The following is a 21,342-nucleotide window of genomic DNA, read 5'->3' on the forward strand; positions in this document are numbered from 1 at the left end:
ATGTACTCAATTTAATAACTCGTCAAAAAAACTTTCCCTTTCGTTTTCTCCGCAGATTGCACAACATCAACCGCCGTTTTCACATCCGCTAAGTCATATGTAGAATGGACTTTCATAAAACGTAATTGCTTATTTTCTACTAAGCGAATTAAATGACGAAACGTCTCCTGCCATTTATATGGCGGTACTTCTTTATTCCAATGTCGTAAATGAAATATGTTCGCGTGCACTTTTGCTTTCGTGACAATCTCTGCCCAGTTAACTTGTACACCTGATAGAAGCCCGATCGTTAAAAAGTGCCCGTTTGGATGTACTGAGAAAGCTAATTCATTTCCATCCGGTCCCCCGATAGAATCAATTGCAGCATCCGCGCCGAGCCCGTTCGTTAATTCCATAACGGTTTCATAAAGCGGGGTAGTGGAAGTATCGATTACATATGCAGCACCTAGGCGCAGTAACTCCTCTGTATGCTTATTATTTCTTGTCACGGCAATGAGTCGGAAGTTTAAAATTTGTGATAACTGCGCAAAAAGATGACCAATTGCGGATCCACAAGCATTCACTAATAAAACATCATTACGTTGTAAGTTTAGCGTTTCTGTACATGTAACCCACGCCGTAAGAGGATTAATATACATTTGTGCCGCTGTGAAATCATCGATGGAATCAGGAATAGGAACTACAAAGTCAGCTGATGTTTTCACATATTCTTGCCAAGTACCTTCCCCGCGTAACGGTAACACACGTTTACCGATAAGCTCTCTAGAAACAAAAGCTCCTACATCTTCTACAATACCAACACCTTCATAACCAGGTATGTTAGGTAACGGAATTCTATGAGCGTACGCTCCGGTTATTGGAATTAAGTCAGATGGATTAATCGGTCTAACTAGCATACGGACGAAAACTTCATTATCTTTCAGTGGTTCTATATTTTTATATTCAACTTGTAATACGTCTTTTGGATTGCCAAACTTATGAAATTGAATGCATGTTCCAAGCAAAGTAATTTGCCCCCTTAGTTTCATTGGGTTTATTATAGCATTTTTGGTTAGGGTGGTTATTTTGTTAGTGATAAATAGGGTTTTTAATTTACGTATTTATCAGAATTTTATAAAATGTGTATATAACTATGAAATGGGGGGGATTTCTTCATGTGTACTAGTTTGACGTTACAAACAAAAAATTTCCAGCATCTTTTTGGGAGAACAATGGATTTCACATTAGATATGAATCAAGAAGTAATAATCATTCCTCGGCGTTATCAGTGGAACAATATAACTGGTGAAACGATCCGAGCGAAAAAGGCTGTTGTCGGAATGGGAATTAATTTTGGAGGAAGGGTCATGATGGCGGACGGAGTAAATGAAGCTGGTATGACATGTGCAACTCTCTATTTCCCAGGATTCGCTACTTATAGTAATCATATAGATAGCAATAAAACGAATGTAGCACCATTTGATTTTGTGACTTGGAGCCTCACGCAGTTCAATTCTGTTGAAGAATTAAGAAAATCTATTGATAGCATTGCCTTTATAGATGTGCCATTACCAATTTTAGGAATTACGCCACCGCTACATTGGATTTTAGCAGATAAATCGGGAGAATGTATTGTACTTGAGCCGACAGCTGATGGAATAAAAGTGTATGACAATCCAATAGGAGTGATGACTAATAGTCCGGAGTTTAGTTGGCATTTACAAAATTTAAGACAATATATTGGTCTTAAATCGCAGCCATTTGCGCCAACGGAGTGGGGCGATGTACCATTAAGTGCTTTTGGCCAAGGTTCAGGATCGATGGGACTTCCTGGAGATTTCACACCGCCATCAAGATTTGTACGGGCAGCGTATGGCAAACAAAACATTCAAAGTATAGAGAACGAAGAAGAGGGGATATCGGCTATTTTTCATATTTTATCGAATTGTGAGGTTCCTAAGGGGGCAGTAATAACAGAAGACGGTATATTAGATAATACGATCTATACAAGTGCAATGTGTATGGAGTCTGGAACATATTATTACCATACTTACGATTGTAGACAAATTATAGCCATTCATTTATTCAATGAAGATTTAGATACAGCTGAGATTAAAACGTATCCGTTCCAGCGGAAGCAAAAAATCTTTTATGAAAACTGATAAAAACACCTCCATTGAATTTGCATACTTAGTATGCGAATTCGGGAGGTGTTTTTCTATTAAGCCGAAGCCTTCTTCATTCTCTCAAGTAAACTAGATAACACATGCGTACGATACGATTCTAGTTTTTTACCTTCATAAGTACGGATACCTAATTTTTTAAGTTCTTTTACATACCAACCTTTGCTTCCGAAATACATGTGATCGCTCCCCTTCAACTTTGTTTTTATTTGTTCTGATTGCATATGGAGGTACAGGTAATATAATGAAGGAAATGAATTTCGCGCGAAAATGGTTAACTTTGTTGCAAAAGACATATATACTAAAGATAGTATACAACGAGGTGGACAAGACGTGATTATAGAGAAGCACGAAATTCAAATTGACCAAATTACTAGCGGTAAAGTGAATATCTTTACTTTCTATAGAAATAGAAAGCAAATTGATGATCATTTTTTACGATTGCAAGAACCATCGCTTACAGCAAACTACTTCTTCCATTTTCATTTTGATGCAGAGAGCTTGCATCTACTGCAGGAAGAGTTTCCAGGCGTATATCCGTACGACGGTAGTGAAACGATTCACGACTGGACGGAAAAGATGAAAGCTGAATTGCAACATCAGATCCAAACAGGTAAATGGAATAAACGCGTACGTATTGGTAATCGCATTCTAGATGTGGTGTTTACGTGGTGTGACGAAGATATAGTAGAGTGAAAAAGAAGCGGATGACGCTTCTTTTTTTAGCGCTGGAATAAAACGAGCTTACCTGCAGTAGATGTACAACGATGTGTTTTTTCATGCAATCCTTTTTCTTGTAAAATAGATTCACCTTTTGCTTTCGCTTCTTTTTCAGTTGCCGCCTCGAATGATTCGTCTAATGCTTTTGAACCATCTTTTTCAAAGACTGTTAGAACGTATACTCCCATGAAAATTCCCTCCAATAATTAAAATCAGAATCTTATAATTATTTTGACATAAAACGCTACAATATGCAAAGAAATATATGACATTGCGTGGTAAAATAGAATGAAACTTTAATCATCGAGAATATTTTCATTCTCGATGATGATTAGTTTTCAGCGATATTAATTTTAATAAAATGAAACTTTTGAAAGATAGAAAGGATCGTTATTTGTGAAACAAGTAAAGTTTATACATGCGGCTGATTTGCATTTGGATAGTCCGTTTAAAGGGATGGAGATGAATGTGGCGCAGTCTGTTTGGGAGAGAATGAAGCAAAGTACGTTTGAATCATTTGAGCGTATTGTTGATAAAGCGATTCAAGAGCGCGTTGATTTCGTATTACTAGCTGGGGATTTGTATGATGCGGAGACGAGAAGTTTGAGGGCGCAAGTGTTTGTGCGTGAGCAAATGAAGAGACTTTCGCAGTACGATATCCCTGTTTTTATTATTCACGGTAACCATGATCATTTAGGGGGAAGCTGGGCAGCAATTGAGTTTCCGGAAAATGTTCATGTATTTACTGAGCCTTATGTAGAAGAGAAATCATTTTATAAAAATGGTGAGCTATTAGCTTCTATTTATGGGTTTAGTTATTTGCAGCAAGCGGTAACGGATAATATGACAGCGCAGTATACGAAAATGAGTGATGCGCCTTTTCATATTGGCATGCTTCACGGAAGTGTGGAAGGAGATGCAGAGCATAATCGCTATGCACCGTTTCAAATTCGTGAGTTGAAAGAAAAACAGTTTGATTATTGGGCTCTTGGCCATATACATAAACGTGAAATTTTATCAGAAGAGCCATACATTATTTATCCAGGGAACATACAAGGTCGTCATCGTAAGGAAACAGGTGAGAAGGGTGCGTACCTTATTGAACTTACGAAACAAGGAACGCATTGCTCATTTTTCCATACGGCAGATGTTGTATGGGATGAGATCGAAGTTTGTATTGATGGACTTGAAACTGTTGATGAACTTATGACGAGCATGTCAACTGCGATGAATGAGTGCCGAAGAGAAGAGGAAGGGACGCTTTTAACTGTCGTATTCACAGGGCAGGGCCCACTTTCTCCTTATTTGCGTGATGAAAAGCGTGTGGAAGAGATTTTTCACATTTTAGCATCTGGCGAAGAGCGAAAAGATTTCGTATATGCAATGAAGTGGAAAAATGAGACGGTTTCTTTTGCGGAAATCGAACGTTTGAAAGCGGAAAATCATTTCGTCGGTAGTGTGCTAAAGGAGCTAGAAGCTTTCACAAATATGGACGGCGTGTTGCGCACCATTTGGACATCTCCTGTAGCGCGTAATAGTATTGAATCTTTTACAGAAGACGAGAAGAAAGAGATTCAAAAGGAAGCAGAAAATATTATTTTAGAACAATTATTCCAGCAAGAGAGGGATAAAAAATGAGAATTGAAAAACTCCATATTTATGGGTACGGAAAATTAGAAAATGTGGAAATGGATCTTTCCTTGCTGACGGTACTATACGGTGAAAACGAAGCGGGGAAATCGACAATTCGCTCGTTTATGAAAAGTATTTTGTTCGGTTTTCCGACGAGAGGACAGCGCCGTTATGAGCCGAAAGAAGGCGGGAAGTATGGCGGTGCGCTGACTGTGCAAACAGAGCAGTACGGCCGTTTGAAAATTGAACGATTGCCAAAGACGGCAGCTGGCGAGGTAACCGTTTATTTTGAAGACGGGAAAACGGGCGGCGAGGAGATTTTAAACGATATATTAAGCGGGGTGAATGAAAGTTTATTTGAATCGGTCTTTTCATTTGATATGCATGGTCTTCAAAATATTCATCAGCTCGGCGAAGCGGATATTGGCAATTATTTATTTTCGGCAAGTGCAGTCGGAAGCGATGCGCTATTACAGTTAGATAAAAAGCTAGAAAAAGAAATGGATCAACGCTTTAAACCGAGTGGGCGTAAACCGGAAATTAACGTGTCACTGCAAGAGATGAAGAAGCTTGAAGAGAAGATGAAAGAGTGGCAAGGAAAAATTGGCACGTATGAAAAACAAGTGGAGCAGTTAAAAGAAAGTGAAGAGAAGCTTGCTTCTGTTCGCGTGGAAAAAGAGAATGCAGAAAAGCGAAAGCAAGATTATGAAATATTAGCAGCGCTTGAGCCACTCGTTATTGAAAAGCGTGCGCATGAGAAAGTGTTAGAAAATGAAAAAGGGCAGTTTCCTGTAAAAGGAACGGCGCGCTATGAAGCAATTAAGGCGAAGATGGAGCCGCTTAGGTTACAAGTTGATTCGCTCCATAAGAAAATAGAGACGGTGCAATCGGAAATTGACTCGATTCAAATAGATGAAGAGTTTTTACAAAAAGAAAGTTATGTAGAAGAACTTCGTATGCAGCATTTGTCGTATGAAAATGCACGCCAAGAAATGCGTGATATGACAGGAAGTATTGCGAATATAAAAGAAGAAATCGCAGAGCTAGAGCAACAAATCGGTGCTACTTTTGAAAAAGAAACAGTCCTTTCGTTTGATATGAGTTTGGCAACGAAAGAGCTGATTACGCAAACAGTGCAAAAGGCGCGCGAATTAGAAACGCAAAAAGCACAGCTTGATGATCGTTTTAAAGTAGCGCAAGAGCAATTAGAAGAACAAGAAGAAAATATAAGACAGATTCAGAAACAAATGTTAGTGGATGAAGAGCGAAATACGTTAGTTGAGAAAGAGAAATCGTTCCAAGATGCGGCGTTTATCGGTATGGGCGCAGAGAGAATGAAGCGCAAGTATGAGGAAAAAGCAGGAGCAGCTATGCAAAAGAAAAAGCAGTGGCAAAGAGTTTGTCTTCTGTTACTTCTTATTAACACGCTTGTTTTATTCACGAGTTTATTTATTGATAACCGCCCGCTCTTATTTATTAGTGTTATTGTTTTTGTAGGGATTGTTCTTGCCCTTGTTTTATATAAAGATCCGTCAAGTGGATTACAAGAAGAGCTTCTTACTCTTCAGCAAAGTGCTGGCGGGAGACAAAGTGAAGAAGCGCTGTCTGTGCGCTATCAGTTAGAAAAAGATGAAGAGGTTCGGAAGCTATTTGAGCGTGAGTCTTATAAATTGCAGCAAATGGAGCGAGCTTACGATAAAGTCGTTTCATCGTATGAGGAATGGGAGAGAGAAACGTTCCAGGCGGGAGAACAAGTAGATGCATATAAAACGCGCTATATGTTCCCAGAATTTTATACGTATGCACACATATTGCCAGCGTTTGAGCGTATTGAAAAAATGCAGCAATTATATCGTGAATTAGATAAGCAAGGTACGCGAAAATCTTCATTATATGAAATGATTTCGCATTTTGAACAGAAACTAGAAGCTGTTATCGGTAGTGCGGAGTATAGTAAGCTACACGGGGCACAAAGGCTTATGCAAAATGAGAAAGAGAAGAGACAAACTTGTAAGCAGCTGAAAGAGAAACTGGCGGAATGGCAAGAAGAATATGAGTTTATGCAAGAACAATTAAAGCAATTGCTAGTAGAACGAGACAGTTTATGGCATATTGCAGATGCTACAGATGAAGAGATGTTTTTAGAAGCAGGTAAACTAGCGGAAAAACGTGAAGATGCTGAGAAACAAGTAGTGCGTTTATTACCGCAAATTGATCTGTTAGAACAGCGTTTAAAGAGTTTATCATTAGCTGAACATTACGAAGCTGACGGTTATGAAGAGAAATTAAAGAGAGAAATTACAGTCGTACAAAACTGTCTGGCGCAAGAGAAAGAACTGACAGAGCGCATCGCGAAACATCGTATGGAAATTGCGAATTTAGAAGAAGGTAGTACGTACGGAGATTTAATGCATGAATGGGAAATGAAAAAAGCGCAATTGCGTGAACAAGTGAAGAAATGGGCTGCTTATGCGGCCGCAAAAACGGTGTTAACGAAAACGAAGCAATATTATCATGAAGTGCATCTGCCTCGTATTTTACAAAAATCAGAAGAGTATTTCGTCTATTTAACGGGCGGACGCTATAGTAAAATCTTTTCACCGTCAGAGGCGGAGCCGTTCATTGTTGAACGTAACGACGGTATACGTTTTTACAGTCATGAACTAAGCCAAGCGACAGCGGAGCAGTTATATTTAGCGCTGAGATTTGCACTTGCGAAAACATTTGAACATGATTACCCATTTATTATTGATGATAGTTTCGTGCACTTTGATGCGGTAAGGACGGATCGAACGATTGAACTAATAAAGGAAATCGCAAAAGATAGACAAGTCATCTTCTTTACATGTCATGCGCATTTACTCGCGTATTTTACAGAAAAACAGATTGTAAAATTAACGCATAAGCGTAAAGAAAATGAGTTGTGATATGCTATACTAAAAGTAACTGATTTGGTGGAGGAATTCGAATGAAAAAGAAAATTGCAGAATATGAAGTTGGTGAACAAGTCGATGTTTTCTTGTTAATTAAAACAGCGACAAAAGGTCTAGCAAGTAATGGAAAGCCATTTTTAACAGTAATCTTACAAGATCCAAGTGGAGATATTGAAGCGAAGCTATGGGACGTATCACCAGAAGTTGAGAAACAATATGTAGCAGAAACAATCGTTAAAGTAGCTGGTGATATTTTAAACTACAAAGGACGTATTCAATTACGTGTGAAACAAATCCGTGTTGCGAATGAAAATGAAGTAACAGACATCTCGGATTTCGTAGAAAAAGCACCAGTGAAAAAAGAAGATATGGTTGAGAAAATTACACAATACATATTTGAAATGAGAAATCCGAACATTCAACGTCTAACAAGACATTTGTTAAATAAGCATCAAAACGAATTTTTAGAATATCCAGCAGCGACAAAGAACCATCACGAGTTCGTATCTGGACTAGCTTATCACGTCGTATCGATGCTAGATTTAGCGAAAGCTATTTCAAATCTATACCCATCATTAGATAAAGACTTACTATATGCAGGCGTTATTTTACATGACCTTGGTAAAGTGATTGAACTATCTGGCCCAATTTCTACAACGTATACGTTAGAAGGAAACTTACTAGGACACATTTCTATCATGGTGAACGAAATCGGTAAAGCAGCAGACGAATTGCAAATCGATGCAGAAGAAGTATTAATTCTTCAACACATCGTCCTTTCTCATCACGGAAAAGCGGAATGGGGTAGCCCAAAACCACCATTAGTAAAAGAAGCAGAAATTCTGCATTACATCGATAACTTAGATGCAAAAATGAACATGATGGACCGCGCATTAGGACGTACAAAACCAGGTGAATACACAGAGCGTGTCTTCGCACTTGATAATCGTTCGTTCTATAAACCGACGTTCCATAATTAATAGTGTGAATAAAGTGGCCTCATTAAGTTTTAAAAGCTTAGTGAGGCTGTTTTCTTTATTAAAAATTAAATGAAATAGTTAAGAAGTACGCATGGGGTTAACGAAGAACGATTAAAACATATCTCACCACTAGAATGGGAGCATATCAACTTTAATATGGCAGATACTTAGAATCGCTTCAGCCTGTATAACAGGCCTAAAAATAAGAGTTGAAACTTGTTTAGCATCTATTTTTGTTAAAAGGTGGGAGAATTGTGCTATGATGTGGGCAAATATAAAACTATCTAAAGGAGGGATTTACATGCCGCATATTGTGTTTCGTGGAATTACTACTGAACAATTAAAACACATAAGCAAGCCATTAGTAGAAGAGCTCGCAGAGATTTGTGAGTGTGGTACGGATAATTTTACGTTGGAACTACCAAGTTCTACGTTTGTATTCAATGGAGAAGAAATAGAAGCGTTTCCTCTTATTGAAGTGAAATGGTTCGAGCGTGGACAGGAAATTCGTAATCGATTTGCCAAGGCCATTACTACATATGTAATGGATTTTGGACTTCCAGAAGTAGAGGTTGTATTTACGGTTTTCACAGAATCAGCGTATTATATTAACGGGAAGCATTGTGCAAGTTAGAGCTATTATAAATGTTTTTGTAACATTTATAAGGGATAGAACCACATCGCTATCAAGCTAACTAGACAAAATACCCTCTAAAAAGAGAAAGGCGTTATTCTTTCTGAGAAATCATAGGAAAGGATAACGCCTTTATATCAATTTTAATATAATCGATTCACTTCTTTATAAAAAGTTTGGTTATTTTATTGAAGCTTATTCCACAAACACACCCGTTTGTTCACTTTTTTACTGTTTGAAAGCCATACTTTTTATATTGATTCATTTATTGGAAAAACAGAAAGTTTTAAACTCTCTCTATTACATATTTATTTTTGGAAAAATAGCCTAACTCCAAATACTAATAATACTGTGCCAGTAATACCCTCTATTGTACGGTTCACCTTTTCTTTTCTTAAAAAAGTTCTTAATTGACGTATTAGAGAGATATAAAGTAAATACCATATTGCTGTCAAAGTCGTAAATGTGAATCCCAACAAAAGAAATTGGAAGAAATGACTTTGATTACTCACAATAAATTGGGGTAGAAAACTAAGGAAAAATACAGCCGTTTTTGGGTTTAAGATTGCCGTGGTAAATCCTTGTCTAAAACTTTTAACCGTTCCAATATCCTTAGAGTTTATTTCCACTGAACCTGACATATCTTCTTTTTTAGAAAAGGCACTTTTAATTGACTTTACAGCTAAATAAATTAAATAAAATGCCCCAGCATATTTTATTAATGTAAATAGCATAGCAAATTTCATTAAGATAGCAGAGAGCCCTAGTGTAGCCATTATTGTATGAATCATCATTCCAGATACCGTTCCTAAGACGGTCTTTATCCCACCATTTCTACCATGAGAGATAGTGTTTTTTGTAACTAAAGCAAAACCGGGACCAGGCATCATTATAATAAGGAGTGCTGTAAGGATAAATAGCATATAATTTTCCATGTTCTGGTATTTCCTTTCTGATTTTTAGTTTCGCTTATAGTATAGCTTTTTTCCTTAAAACATTAAATATAAAAAGTGTGATCAGGATAGTATCATAAACTTTCAAGGAGTTGTAATTGAATTATAGAGGGCTTCACTTGAATAATGTTCTTCTGTAAATGAGCGTTTTAATAGAATGTCAATTATATAAATAATCAGATTTTTGAATAAAATGATAACTCAATTAAATAAATTAAGAGCGTTTTTTAATTACTTTTTCTCGGAACACTCTTAATTTTCTTTCGTTTATCGAGGGTATTAGTATCAACTTGACCAAACATTATCCAAAAACTACATTTAACATTTACGAAAGCATATTCGAATAATCATTCATTAAATTTCTTATCAATCAACAAAAATTAATTATCATAAGGAAGAGGTACGTGAACTTCTATTTAAGAAATTACTTATTCTTGAAAAAAATGAATTAACTCCCCATAAATAATTGTAAAGATATAAAATTCTATAATTCCCTCGGAACAAAAAAGTTGTCTTTTATAGCAACGAAGTTCATTTTTATCGTTTTGGGGTAGTGTATTCTTGTTAGCTTGATGTGCATGGAGAGCTTTGAGTCTTTAGCTTGATAGTGATGTGACGCTATCCAGAAATTAATGATTTTACACCCTAAATGTTATTTAACAAAAAAATCTTGAATTCGAGACTTTTCACTTGCTTTTCAATCACTTGAGGTGTAAAGTGATAGTAACGAAAGCGATTGAGTCATATGAAAAACATACACTCAGTTGTTTTCGATTAAAAAACAAAGTAACTTATACAGTAAAAACTAAGATGAATTTACAAAAACATAATTAAGAATAAATTGAAAAGCTAAAAACCATATTAGTTGTGGGAAATGTTATTTTTTTAGTTATCACTTGACTAGTAAAACGAAACGGAGGAATAACCAATGTATAAAATTAAAGGGCATCATCACATTTCAATGGTTACGAAAAATGCAAATGAAAATAATCACTTTTATAAAAACGTGCTTGGCTTGCGTCGTGTGAAAATGACAGTAAACCAAGATGATCCGTCAATGTACCACTTATTTTATGGAGATAAAACAGGAAGTCCAGGTACGGAATTATCATTTTTTGAAATTCCATTAGTAGGAAGAACATATCGCGGTACGAATGCGATTACTCGAATTGGATTACTTGTTCCTTCAGAGGATAGCTTGCATTACTGGAAAGAACGCTTTGAAAAATTTGATGTGAAACATAGTGAAATGACAACATATGCAAATCGTCCTGCTTTGCAATTTGAGGATGCTGAAGGTCTTCGCTTAGTACTACTCGTTTCAAACGGGGAAAAAGTAGAGCACTGGGAAACTTGGGAGAAATCAGAAGTTCCTGCAAAGCATCAAATTCAAGGAATGGGTTCTGTGGAAATGACAGTTCGTAGACTTGATAAAATGGCGAGTACACTTACAGAAATGTTTGGTTATACAGAGGTTAGCCGTAGCGAAGAGGAAGCAATTTTTCAATCCATTAAAGGAGAGGCTTTTGGAGAAATCGTTGTGAAATATTTAGATGGACCTACTGAAAAGCCGGGCCGAGGGAGCATTCACCATTTAGCAATTCGCGTGAAAAACGATGCAGAGCTTGCCTATTGGGAAGAACAGGTGAAACAAAGAGGCTTCCAGTCTTCAGGAATCATCGACCGTTTCTACTTTAAAAGCTTATATTTCCGTGAATCAAACGGAATCCTTTTTGAAATTGCGACAGATGGACCAGGATTTACAGTTGATGGAGATGTGGAACATTTAGGAGAAAAACTTGATTTACCACCGTTCTTAGAAGATCAGCATGCAGAGATTGAAGCGAATTTAGCACCTATTGAAGAGAAGTAATAGGAGAGAAAATATAAATTAAAAACTATTGGAGGAATATAAAATGAACCAATTAAAAGGAATTCACCACGTTACAGCGATTACAAGTAGTGCAGAAAAGAACTATGAGTTTTTCACTCACGTTTTAGGAATGCGTTTAGTTAAGAAAACAGTAAACCAAGATGATATTCAAACGTATCATTTATTCTTTGCAGATGATAAAGGTAGTGCAGGAACAGATATGACATTCTTTGATTTCCCAGGTGTTCCGAAAGGAGTACACGGTACAAATGAAATTTCAAAAACTTCATTCCGTGTTCCGACTGATGCAGCATTAGAGTATTGGGTGAAACGCTTTGACCGTCTTGAAGTAGAACATACAGGAATTAAAGAGCAATTTGGTAAGAAAACTCTTTCTTTCGTTGACTTTGATGACCAACAATATCAATTAATCTCAGATGAACTTGATAAAGGAATCGAATCAGGTACACCGTGGCAAAACGGGCCAGTACCATTAGAATATGCAATCACTGGTTTAGGACCTGTATTTATCCGTATTGCAAACTTTAGCTTCTTCAAAGAAGTGTTAGAAAAAGTTCTATTATTTAAAGAGGTTGCGCAAGAAGGGGAATTCTATTTATTTGAAGTGAACAAAGGCGGAAACGGTGCATCTGTTATTGTAGAACATAATACAGTTCTTCCTGAAGCACAACAAGGTTTTGGTACAGTGCACCATGCGGCATTCCGCGTAGAAGATCGCGCTGTATTAGAAGAATGGATTGAGAGAATCAGTAGCGTAGGACTTCCTTCATCTGGCTATGTAAACCGTCACTTCTTCGAATCATTATATGCAAGAGTTGCACCACAAATTTTATTTGAATTCGCAACAGATGGCCCAGGATTTATGGGAGATGAGCCATACGAAACGCTTGGCGAAAAATTATCTTTACCTCCATTCCTAGAGCCAAAACGTGAAGAAATTGAAAAATTAGTTCGTCCAATTGATACAGTGAGAAGTACGAAGGAATTTATTAAAGAGTAAAAATAGAGATAATAAGTAGGAGAGCAAGTAGTTTTAGCGGAGTGCTGGAATTGCTTGCTTTTTATTTGTCTTGTTAAGTTTTCTGACAATTGTTTCTCAAGTTATTAAAAAGGAAAAGTTTGGTATAATTAATTAAAATATTTAATTTTCTGATAATTATTTTTCAATACATAGAAAAGGAGTGGTAATATACAATTTTGATAATTGTATAAAAATCCTAATTTTGTAATTTTGGAGAAAAGGGGATGCGAGTGTATGGGAGCAGATGTAGTAACGCGGGAGCAAATGAAACATTCTTTAGATGATTGGTATCGTGTAATGTTGCAGCAAAATATAGAGAAGGCTACGGAAATGAAAGAGGAGATTGAAAGTAAGATTAGTGGGTTGGATGTGGATCAGGATGTATTACTTTATCATGCGTTGTTGAATTTTAGATATGATGCATTAGTTGATTGGATTTCAGTTAGAGAAGATAGTTTTGATAAAGTGGAATCTTTCGAAATTCCAACAGAGGGCTTTTTAGCTTATTATTATCACTTTTTTAAAGGGTTTCATTGCACATTAATTTCAAATTATAACGAAGCGAAAGAACAGTATGAGCAAGCTGAGAAGTTATTGAAATATATTGCAGATCCGATAGAACATGCGGAGTTTAATTATCGGATGGGGAATTTCTATTATCATTCTTATCAACAAATCAATGCGATTGATTACTTGAAAAAGGCAAAAGAAGATTTTACGAAGCAATCAGGATATGAGATTAATTTGGCTTTATGTGAGAATATATTGGGGTTATGCTATGTTGATTTAAATCAATTTGAGTTAGCGGAGGAGATATTTAATCATTCACTAAATATTTTTCAACAAATTGACCATGAAAAATATATTTTAATGGTTAGAAATAACTTAGGGTTGCTATATGCAAATCAGAATTTATCAGAATTAGCAATTCGGCATTTATCCGAAGTAACAAAGAAAGCCCCTAATCATTTTAGAGCACTGTACTTGGAAGCTGATGAATATTTAAAAATAAATGAATTTGAAAAAGCTAGTGTCATAATAAGTAAAGGATTACATATTTGTAATCAGTTGAAGAATCAAGAATATCAATACCGATTCATGGTTTTAAATGTAATGAATACAAATGTTGATGCATTAGAGGAGGCTGTTATAGCGGGAGTTTCTTACTTTGAAAGAGAAGAATTGTTTGACTGTATTCAGGAATATACAGAACGCTTAGCAGATCAATTTTATAATATAAACAATCATGAAAAGGCTAGTAAATATTATCGCATGAGTAATGAATCAAGGAAAAAACAGGTGGCAAAAGGGGCGTTAAAATAATGAAAAAAATTGTATTAGCATTAATTGGATTTGCATTTACTTTTTCAGTTTTAGGTTCCCACGATTTTAATACTATTGCTCTTAATAAGGGAGACACAGGCGGAGCACCGGCAAGACTAAAATATGTTAGCTTTAATAAGGGAGACACGGGTGGAGCACCAGCAAGACCAGACTACGTTAACATTGGCGAAACAGGCGGAGCACCAGCAGATAATAGAGGCGACGGCGGCGGAGTAAGCCAACTATAATAACAAAGAAAGGGACTTCAACATGAAGTCCCTTTTTCTATTTTCAGGCCATGTATAGAAAAGAATTGACTTACTTTAAATATGTAACTATAATAGTTACAGAATAACCATTAGTAATAGAAATGAGTTATATTTTTTTAGTATAATTGTAACTGTTCCAGTTACAATTAAAAAGAGAACATAAAATAACCAAAAAATGTAAAAACTTTAAATAGCAACAAGAGAAAGGAGACGGGAACTTTGAAACGGTTTAAGTTTTATATGATTAGCGGTATTGTGCTCGTTTTGTTAATTGTTTGTAATTTCGTCGATAAGCCGATTGCGAAGGTTGGAGAAGTGAAAGATACTGTTATGATGAAGCTGAATACGAAAGAGAGTATGGCGCAAATTGATGGGCAGACGATTTATTTTAAACAAATTGGTGAGGGGAAACCTCCTTTACTTATGCTGCATGGGTTTGGTGGTTCTTCTGATGGGTTTAGTGATATTTATCCGGAACTAGCGCGAGACCATACGATTATTGCGGTTGATATTTTAGGGTTTGGACGTTCTTCTAAGCCAGTTGATTTTCAGTATTCGTTTCCTGCGCAAGTGAATTTATATTATAAGTTAATGAAGAAGCTCGGATACGATCAGTTTGCAGTGCTCGGCCATTCAATGGGCGGAGAGATGTCCCTTAATTTAGCGTATTTATATCCGGATGCAGTGACGCATCTCATCTTGGCGGATGCTACAGGGATAGAGTCTTTCCAGCAAAAAGAAAGTTATGAAGTACCACCACTATCGACGGACTTACAAACTGTAACTGAGATTGCGAAGTATAATAAAAATGAAGTGAAAAATAGTCGTGATGATAAAGAGCATTATGATCAGCTTACGAAAATGAGAGAGCGCCGCATTGCGATGGAAGCAGATAAAATTAAGGTACCGACTTTAATTATATGGGGACGACATGATAAGAGTGTTTCTTGGAAAAATGGTGAACTGTATCATGGGCTATTTGCGAATAGTACGTTTCATATTATTGAAAAAGGATACCACGCACCGTTTCGTCAGGAACCAATTGAGTTTATGGAATATGTACAAGCATTTTTCGCGAAGCATCCACAATAAAAATTTTAAGCATAAATCCACTTCCTTCCTCATAAAGTGAAACTAATAAGGCTTGTCTAAGGAAAGGAATGAAGTGATTTGGAAACATTACCATGGTGGGTGTATCTTGTGATTGTCGGGATTGTACTAAGTGGCTACATGGTTTTATATACTTCGAAAAAAGAGCAAGATATGGATAATGAGTTTATCGAAAAAGAAGGCGAAGTGTATATGAAGCGTTTAGAAGAAGAGCGCGAGAAACGTAATCAGGATAGTGATAAAGATTCGGTATTGCTTTAATAGATTACGTTTAAAGAAGAGAAATATATTGTATTTCTCTTCTTTTTTATTATGTTAAATATTTGTATAAGAGAAAAGTATAGGTTTCGTTTGTTAGCTGTCATTTTAAAATTGAAGACTTATTAAATGAAAAAATTGATATTTGCTTGAGGGTATTTTATATTTAAAATACTAAATATATAGTTTTATTGTTGTTGGAGGAGATAAGAACTAACATGAATACAAAAAAATTTCAAACCTATGTGGCGTTGTCAACAAAAGACTGGAGTGCTGAAACATTTGTAAGAACCTTAGAAGAGATTGTATCTTCGGCAAAAGAATATGAAAATGATTATATTGAAGTCCATCAAGTACTAGAAATGGTAGTAACAGAAGTTGAAGTTGAGTATGTAATCATTCTAAATCATACGAGAAACTTAGATGATTTGGGGAAATACCTTAAATAATAATTTTTAAATCCTTTTTATCGCTGTTAATAATATAAGGGATTTTGATATGGAATTTTAAAAAGAGAGTGTTAATATTGCCACTCTAAAAAAGGGTGTAATCAGAATAGTGATAAAGATTAAGGTAACATGTTGTTATCTATTTTTTATTTTCCGAAGTATATCAGCGATTCGAAATGAGATATCAATTTATCCCGTAAAAGCCCGATCGGTGAGGGCTGATTAAACCTTCACTTTATCAACACAAAACGATAATGATAGGCAGTTGATGTAACTCCATAGTAACTGTAACCATCTAAAGCCCAATTCATACACTATGGTGGAGGATTTTCACCTAATAACCGGATGAAAAAGGGGTGTAATCATGAAGAAACGTACTGTTAATGAAGCGGGAGGGAATGTGCCACAACCAATCCGCAGCGACGGAGCAGGTGCAATTGATTCTGGACCTCGTAATGTTATGCGAGATATTCAAAATCCGAATATGCTTGTTCCGCCTATAACGGATGCAGGATTAGTTCCTAACTTGAAATTTTCATTCTCGGACACTTCTATGATTTTGAAACACGGCGGGTGGTCTCGGGAGATTACTGCTCGGGAACTACCAGTTTCGACGACGATTGCTGGGGTAAATATGAGCTTAACGGCCGGTGGAATACGAGAACTTCATTGGCATAAAGAAGCGGAATGGGCGTATATGCTTTTAGGACGGGCACGCATAACGGCTGTTGATCAAAATGGACGGAATTTTATTGCTGATGTTGGACCAGGTGATCTTTGGTATTTTCCGCCTGGTATTCCGCATTCCATTCAAGGATTGGAACATTGTGAATTTCTACTTGTTTTCGATGATGGACATTTTTCTGATTTATCTACTTTAGCTATTTCTGATTGGTTTGCGCATACGCCAAAAGAAGTATTGTCGGCTAATTTTGGAGTACCTGAGAGTGCTTTTCATTCTATCCCTTCAGGTCAAGTTTATATTTATCAAGGAGAGGTGCCAGGTTCGCTTGAAAGTCAGGAAGTTCAATCACCGAAAGGGGAAGTTCCTTTAACATTTAAACATGAACTGTTAAAACAAAAGCCAATTAAGACTCCTGGTGGTAGCGTTCGAATTGTAGATTCTACAAATTTCCCTATTTCAAAAACAATCGCAGCAGCGCTCGTTGAGGTTGAGCCTGGTGGAATGAGAGAACTTCATTGGCACCCGAATAATGATGAATGGCAATATTATTTGACAGGGGAAGCGAGAATGACTGTGTTTCTTGGAAATGGTACCGCTCGTACATTTGATTATAGAGCTGGCGATGTCGGATATGTACCGTTTGCGACGGGGCATTATATTCAAAATACAGGTACCGAAACATTATGGTTTTTAGAGATGTTCAGAAGCAATCGTTTTGAAGATGTATCGTTAAATCAATGGATGGCACTGACTCCTAAAGAAATAGTGGAGAGTAATATACATGTTGGCCCGCAAGTAATGGATTCTCTGCGTAAGGAGAAGTGGCCTGTTGTGAAATATCCGGGGTTTTCATATAGTCCGAAAAGTGATGAGTAAAAATGAAAATTTGCGTTATTCTTTCTGGAGACTGATAAGAAGGAATGGCGTATTTTTTATGCCTAATCTAGTCTTTATTAGTATCCGTTCTTTGTATTATTGTTCGGGAAATTATTATTGGAGCATAGTATAGGGAAGATACATATAAAATAGCGCCATTATAAGCTGTAACGCATAAGTTGCGCAGGAAATGAAACGATAACTAGCTTTACTCTTCATCATTTATTTGAACATAGTGGGCATAGAGAGGTGATAAACACAGTATGATTTTTAGTGAGCGTTTAAAAGAAGAAAGGGAAAAAAGAAATTGGTCGCAAAATGATTTGGCTGAAAAACTTCATGTGAGTAGGCAATCTGTTTCGAAATGGGAGACGGGAAAGAACTATCCGAGCATTGAAATTATTATTCATTTAAGCGATTTATTCAGTATTACGATTGATGAATTGTTAAGGAGTAACGAAGAGTTGACGCAAAAAGTAATTGAAGATAGTAAACAATTAGCATATCCAAAATGGAAGGTGTTTTTCGATAGTCTATTCACGCTTGGAGTATTTTTGTTTCTTATCAAAATCGTTGTATGGATGCTAAATAAGTTTGCAGGAGCAAGTATTACAATTGTAGCAGATGCACCATATGTAATGAATCTTTTGCCCCTTGCATTCATGATTATAGGTGGTATGGGATCGGATAAGTTGAAGAAAATATATAGAATAGAGGAAATAATTTCTCTGCACTAGCTGTTCTTTCTACTCAAATTGTGTACTATAAAGGATAGATAGGAAGGGTAACTAACTGTTACGATTTATTTAACCATTTATAACCAAAGTTAATTAAATATATCAGTAAGCCCTGCTAGTCAAGTGATTGGCTAGTAGTGAGGGTTAACTGCGGGCAATCCCTAAAGCTGATTGAACTACAACGTGGCTAGAAATGGCGAGCGTGAATGTTGCGAAAGCAGAAAAAATCAATCAGATGGTGCAAGGTTAAATCCTAAACACTAGAACAATGGGTCTTCCGCCTCGAATCATCTAAGTCAAAATGGATAGGATGAACGTTCAACGACTATCTCGTATAACTGACGAGAGTACATCACAAGCCTATGGTGATGGAAAAATCCTCTATCTCTAAAGAGATAAACATATAGTCTGCGCTCATGTGAAAACATGAGAAGTTCATAAGAGAACTGGCTAAGGAATTGCGCCCTTAGTTGAACGAGATACATTTAATTAAATCTATCAAACCTCATTGAATCTATCGAACGTATGTGCCATGGTAGATTCAATGAGGTAAGAATAATAATGAAATTTTTACGAGTTAGTCAAGTATCAGAATTAACAGGTTTGCATCCGAGTAGTCTTACGAGAATGCTGGTGGAACACGCTACGATTCAGAAGAACAAATCTTTATTAAAGGAGTTACATTCTGATGATATTGGCGAAGAAAGTCAGACTAATTCCAACGCCTGAACAAGAACAAGTGCTAAAAAAACATGCCGGTGCTGCAAGATTCGCTTATAACTATTGTAAAAGAATGAGTGATAGATACTATAAGCTATTTGGAAAATCTGTTTCACAGTTAGCTTTACAGAAACGATTTACAAAGATCAAGAAGCGAAAGAAATATGAGTGGTTAAAAGACATTAATGCACAAGTTCCTAAACAGGCTTCAAGAGATTTTGATGCGGCGAGAAAACATTCGTTCAAAAAGTACAAAAATGGTTCTCACACTTCTTATAAATCCAAAAAAGATGTAATCCAAGGATTTTATGCTAATTATGAAAGACTGATTATAGGAAAGAAAGTAGTTCACATTCAGTCTATTGGAGAAGTGAAAACAAGCCAACAACTACCAAGAAATAAAAACCATCCAATCCAAGAGTTACCTTTGATGGTCGTCACTGGTGGATGAGTGTAGGGTTCCAAGAAGACTTTGAATTACAAGAACTAACGAATGAGTCGATTGGTGTGGATGTTGGTTTAAAAGAGCTTTTTGTAGCTTCTAATGGTATGAAAGAACGAAATATAAACAAAGATGCCAAGGTTAAAAAACTTTTGAAAAGGAAAAAGTCAGCACAAAGAGATATGTCTAGGAGATTTAAAAAAGGTGTGAAAATTCAATCTGCTGGATATGAAAAAGCGAAAGCTGAGCACCTGCGGTTATCTAGAAAAATTACGAATATCCGAAATAACCATATCCATCAAGCAACAGCTAAATTGGTGAAAACCAAACCAATGAGAATTGTTGTGGAAGACTTATCTATTTCAAACCTGTTTAAAAACAAAAAACTATCGAGAGCATTTTCATTTCAAAAATTAAACTTCTTCTTTCAATGTTTATCATACAAGTGCGAGAAGTATGGCATTGCGTATGTAAAAGCTGATAAATGGTTCGCTTCAAGCAAGATTTGTTCATGTTGCGGAGTTAAATACGACCATTCAGTTCAACCAGAAGGACAGTGGAGTTTAAAGATTCGTGAGTGGCGTTGTGCTTCATGTAATAGCCATCACGATAGGGATGTAAATGCTGCGATAAATTTATCAAGATGGGTAAAATAAATGCTTGATAATAGGAGGTAACGATACTGCCTCGTGTGGAGTGTTATACCCCTCGTCCCTTCGGGGTTGCGAGAACACGATGAAGCACTAACTCGTGTAAATTTGATTGAATTGTATAGATTTAGTTAAATTTATCGTATCGGGACATTTAGAATGGAATTTCATGAACAGAAGATTTTGCCGGCAGTGAGGCAAATTAAAGATTTGGAAAAGCTATTACATAGTTCGTATGAATATATCGTTATTTTAGATATTCATGTCGGCCAATTGAAGAGTGTTATATCACTTGCGAAGCAATATTGTAAAAAGGTGTTTTTACATGTGGATTTAATTCATGGCTTGCAGAGTGATGGGCATGCGACGGAATATTTATGTCAGGAGTTTAGACCGTACGGGTTACTTTCGACAAAGGCGAGCGTTATTATGAAGGCGAAGCAAAAAGGTGTTGTGGCAATACAACGCATCTTTTTAATCGATTCGAGTGCGATGGAGAAGAGCTGCAATCTTTTAGATAAGACGAAACCGGATTATATTGAGGTGCTTCCAGGAGCAATGACGGATATTATCGCTGAAGTGAAAGAGCGTACTGGTGTACCGATTTTAGCAGGTGGTTTTATTCGTACTGTAGAAGATGTGGAAAGAGCTTTAAACGCTGGTGCGACAGCGATTACGACGTCAAAACGCGAACTATGGAAACATTACCAAAAAAAGTGACGAAAATGTGAAAAAATTCTGTTGACACCGCTTTCATAAGAGGTTAACATTATAGACAAGTTAATAAACGTGACGGAGAAAAGAAGAGATCCACATTTCATTGTTTCTATATAAATTTATATAGAAGCGTGCAAAGCTGTGGGTCTTTTTCTTTTGACAAAAACGAATGGCCAT

The 21,342-nt window shown here is 36.4% G+C and carries 20 protein-coding genes and 1 pseudogene; 17 read left to right on the forward strand and 4 right to left on the reverse strand.

The annotated features are described in order from the left end of the window. Positions 1 to 11 precede the first annotated feature (11 nt). The gene (locus ACUXVC_RS05100; RefSeq protein WP_098126488.1) at positions 12 to 1,004 is read right to left on the reverse strand and encodes a zinc-dependent alcohol dehydrogenase family protein; all 993 of its coding nucleotides are present in this window, start codon (positions 1,002 to 1,004) and stop codon (positions 12 to 14) included. 150 nt (positions 1,005 to 1,154) lie between these two features. Here ACUXVC_RS05100 and bsh point away from each other — a divergent pair, with 150 nt between their 5' ends. Then, entirely contained in the window at positions 1,155 to 2,141 is a 987-nt protein-coding gene (bsh, locus tag ACUXVC_RS05105) for a choloylglycine hydrolase (protein WP_446025952.1), read from the forward strand. 59 nt (positions 2,142 to 2,200) lie between these two features. Here bsh and ACUXVC_RS05110 read toward each other — a convergent pair whose 3' ends face one another. Beyond that, a complete protein-coding gene (locus ACUXVC_RS05110; RefSeq protein ID WP_000273536.1) occupies positions 2,201 to 2,341 on the reverse strand; it encodes a YflJ family protein in 141 nt (46 codons plus the stop codon). Between the two features lie 154 nt (positions 2,342 to 2,495). Here ACUXVC_RS05110 and ACUXVC_RS05115 point away from each other — a divergent pair, with 154 nt between their 5' ends. Then, positions 2,496 to 2,858, forward strand: a complete 363-nt coding sequence (locus ACUXVC_RS05115) for a hypothetical protein (protein ID WP_000582776.1) — start codon at positions 2,496 to 2,498, stop codon at positions 2,856 to 2,858. Positions 2,859 to 2,884: 26 nt separating this feature from the next. Here ACUXVC_RS05115 and ACUXVC_RS05120 read toward each other — a convergent pair whose 3' ends face one another. After that, positions 2,885 to 3,070, reverse strand: coding sequence for a YhzD family protein (locus ACUXVC_RS05120; RefSeq protein WP_098126490.1), 186 nt, complete (start codon positions 3,068 to 3,070; stop codon positions 2,885 to 2,887). A 208-nt stretch (positions 3,071 to 3,278) separates the two neighbouring features. On the opposite strand from ACUXVC_RS05120, the gene ACUXVC_RS05125 reads away from it, so the two are divergent. The 4 genes from ACUXVC_RS05125 (at position 3,279) to ACUXVC_RS05140 (ending at position 9,061) form a co-directional block, all read left to right on the forward strand. Beyond that, positions 3,279 to 4,520: a metallophosphoesterase family protein gene (locus ACUXVC_RS05125; protein ID WP_095691293.1), complete on the forward strand. Its 1,242-nt coding sequence runs from the start codon at positions 3,279 to 3,281 to the stop codon at positions 4,518 to 4,520. Further along, positions 4,517 to 7,441 carry an AAA family ATPase gene (locus ACUXVC_RS05130; protein WP_446025953.1) on the forward strand — a complete coding sequence of 975 codons (2,925 nt, stop codon included), beginning with the start codon at positions 4,517 to 4,519 and terminating at the stop codon, positions 7,439 to 7,441. Before ACUXVC_RS05125 ends, ACUXVC_RS05130 begins: the two co-directional genes overlap by 4 nt. Positions 7,442 to 7,482: 41 nt before the next feature. Further along, the gene (yhaM, locus tag ACUXVC_RS05135) at positions 7,483 to 8,427 is read left to right on the forward strand and encodes a 3'-5' exoribonuclease YhaM (RefSeq protein ID WP_000726652.1); all 945 of its coding nucleotides are present in this window, start codon (positions 7,483 to 7,485) and stop codon (positions 8,425 to 8,427) included. Between the two features lie 301 nt (positions 8,428 to 8,728). Then, complete coding sequence (locus ACUXVC_RS05140) at positions 8,729 to 9,061, forward strand: DUF1904 family protein (protein ID WP_001120259.1); 333 nt, start codon at positions 8,729 to 8,731, stop codon at positions 9,059 to 9,061. A 308-nt stretch (positions 9,062 to 9,369) separates the two neighbouring features. Here the strand turns inward: ACUXVC_RS05140 and ACUXVC_RS05145 are convergent, their stop codons facing one another. Next, positions 9,370 to 9,996 carry a LysE family translocator gene (locus tag ACUXVC_RS05145; RefSeq protein WP_000433006.1) on the reverse strand — a complete coding sequence of 209 codons (627 nt, stop codon included), beginning with the start codon at positions 9,994 to 9,996 and terminating at the stop codon, positions 9,370 to 9,372. 946 nt (positions 9,997 to 10,942) lie between these two features. Between ACUXVC_RS05145 and ACUXVC_RS05150 the strand changes: the two genes are divergently transcribed. The 11 genes and pseudogenes from ACUXVC_RS05150 (at position 10,943) to glpP (ending at position 21,168) form a co-directional block, all read left to right on the forward strand. Continuing rightward, entirely contained in the window at positions 10,943 to 11,887 is a 945-nt protein-coding gene (locus ACUXVC_RS05150; protein ID WP_446025954.1) for a ring-cleaving dioxygenase, read from the forward strand. A 43-nt stretch (positions 11,888 to 11,930) separates the two neighbouring features. Beyond that, a complete protein-coding gene (locus ACUXVC_RS05155) occupies positions 11,931 to 12,908 on the forward strand; it encodes a ring-cleaving dioxygenase (RefSeq protein ID WP_001072581.1) in 978 nt (325 codons plus the stop codon). 255 nt (positions 12,909 to 13,163) lie between these two features. After that, a complete protein-coding gene (locus ACUXVC_RS05160) occupies positions 13,164 to 14,252 on the forward strand; it encodes a response regulator aspartate phosphatase (RefSeq protein ID WP_446025955.1) in 1,089 nt (362 codons plus the stop codon). Beyond that, a complete protein-coding gene (locus ACUXVC_RS05165; RefSeq protein ID WP_098126494.1) occupies positions 14,252 to 14,500 on the forward strand; it encodes a hypothetical protein in 249 nt (82 codons plus the stop codon). The genes ACUXVC_RS05160 and ACUXVC_RS05165 overlap by 1 nt, the downstream gene beginning before the upstream one ends. 240 nt (positions 14,501 to 14,740) lie before the next feature. Continuing rightward, a complete protein-coding gene (locus ACUXVC_RS05170; RefSeq protein ID WP_033695684.1) occupies positions 14,741 to 15,613 on the forward strand; it encodes an alpha/beta fold hydrolase in 873 nt (290 codons plus the stop codon). Between the two features lie 78 nt (positions 15,614 to 15,691). Beyond that, the gene (locus ACUXVC_RS05175) at positions 15,692 to 15,892 is read left to right on the forward strand and encodes a sporulation YhaL family protein (RefSeq protein ID WP_000449223.1); all 201 of its coding nucleotides are present in this window, start codon (positions 15,692 to 15,694) and stop codon (positions 15,890 to 15,892) included. 215 nt (positions 15,893 to 16,107) lie between these two features. After that, positions 16,108 to 16,338, forward strand: coding sequence for a hypothetical protein (locus tag ACUXVC_RS05180; protein ID WP_001093032.1), 231 nt, complete (start codon positions 16,108 to 16,110; stop codon positions 16,336 to 16,338). A 364-nt stretch (positions 16,339 to 16,702) separates the two neighbouring features. Further along, positions 16,703 to 17,899 carry an oxalate decarboxylase family bicupin gene (locus ACUXVC_RS05185; RefSeq protein WP_161114069.1) on the forward strand — a complete coding sequence of 399 codons (1,197 nt, stop codon included), beginning with the start codon at positions 16,703 to 16,705 and terminating at the stop codon, positions 17,897 to 17,899. Positions 17,900 to 18,162: 263 nt separating this feature from the next. After that, positions 18,163 to 18,636 (forward strand): helix-turn-helix domain-containing protein, encoded by a 474-nt coding sequence (locus ACUXVC_RS05190; RefSeq protein WP_446025956.1) that lies wholly within the window; start codon positions 18,163 to 18,165, stop codon positions 18,634 to 18,636. 688 nt (positions 18,637 to 19,324) lie between these two features. Continuing rightward, positions 19,325 to 20,454, forward strand: a pseudogene (locus ACUXVC_RS05195) (RNA-guided endonuclease InsQ/TnpB family protein). Positions 20,455 to 20,607: 153 nt separating this feature from the next. Beyond that, the gene (gene glpP / locus ACUXVC_RS05200) at positions 20,608 to 21,168 is read left to right on the forward strand and encodes a glycerol uptake operon antiterminator GlpP (protein WP_000394286.1); all 561 of its coding nucleotides are present in this window, start codon (positions 20,608 to 20,610) and stop codon (positions 21,166 to 21,168) included. The last annotated feature ends 174 nt before the right edge of the window (positions 21,169 to 21,342 follow it).

Source organism: Bacillus sp. N6, assembly GCF_052805735.1.

Excerpts from the sequence above, each read along its gene's own strand:
- ACUXVC_RS05145 (WP_000433006.1), bottom strand. The coding sequence starts at position 9,996 with ATGGAAAATTATATGCTATTTATCCTTACAGCACTCCTTATTATAATG.
- ACUXVC_RS05185 (WP_161114069.1), top strand. The coding sequence starts at position 16,703 with ATGAAGAAACGTACTGTTAATGAAGCGGGAGGGAATGTGCCACAACCA.
- glpP (WP_000394286.1), top strand. The coding sequence starts at position 20,608 with ATGGAATTTCATGAACAGAAGATTTTGCCGGCAGTGAGGCAAATTAAA.
- yhaM (WP_000726652.1), top strand. The coding sequence starts at position 7,483 with ATGAAAAAGAAAATTGCAGAATATGAAGTTGGTGAACAAGTCGATGTT.
- bsh (WP_446025952.1), top strand. The coding sequence starts at position 1,155 with ATGTGTACTAGTTTGACGTTACAAACAAAAAATTTCCAGCATCTTTTT.
- ACUXVC_RS05140 (WP_001120259.1), top strand. The coding sequence starts at position 8,729 with ATGCCGCATATTGTGTTTCGTGGAATTACTACTGAACAATTAAAACAC.
- ACUXVC_RS05160 (WP_446025955.1), top strand. The coding sequence starts at position 13,164 with ATGGGAGCAGATGTAGTAACGCGGGAGCAAATGAAACATTCTTTAGAT.
- ACUXVC_RS05155 (WP_001072581.1), top strand. The coding sequence starts at position 11,931 with ATGAACCAATTAAAAGGAATTCACCACGTTACAGCGATTACAAGTAGT.
- ACUXVC_RS05190 (WP_446025956.1), top strand. The coding sequence starts at position 18,163 with ATGATTTTTAGTGAGCGTTTAAAAGAAGAAAGGGAAAAAAGAAATTGG.
- ACUXVC_RS05130 (WP_446025953.1), top strand. The coding sequence starts at position 4,517 with ATGAGAATTGAAAAACTCCATATTTATGGGTACGGAAAATTAGAAAAT.
- ACUXVC_RS05120 (WP_098126490.1), bottom strand. The coding sequence starts at position 3,070 with ATGGGAGTATACGTTCTAACAGTCTTTGAAAAAGATGGTTCAAAAGCA.
- ACUXVC_RS05180 (WP_001093032.1), top strand. The coding sequence starts at position 16,108 with ATGAATACAAAAAAATTTCAAACCTATGTGGCGTTGTCAACAAAAGAC.
- ACUXVC_RS05110 (WP_000273536.1), bottom strand. The coding sequence starts at position 2,341 with ATGTATTTCGGAAGCAAAGGTTGGTATGTAAAAGAACTTAAAAAATTA.
- ACUXVC_RS05165 (WP_098126494.1), top strand. The coding sequence starts at position 14,252 with ATGAAAAAAATTGTATTAGCATTAATTGGATTTGCATTTACTTTTTCA.
- ACUXVC_RS05150 (WP_446025954.1), top strand. The coding sequence starts at position 10,943 with ATGTATAAAATTAAAGGGCATCATCACATTTCAATGGTTACGAAAAAT.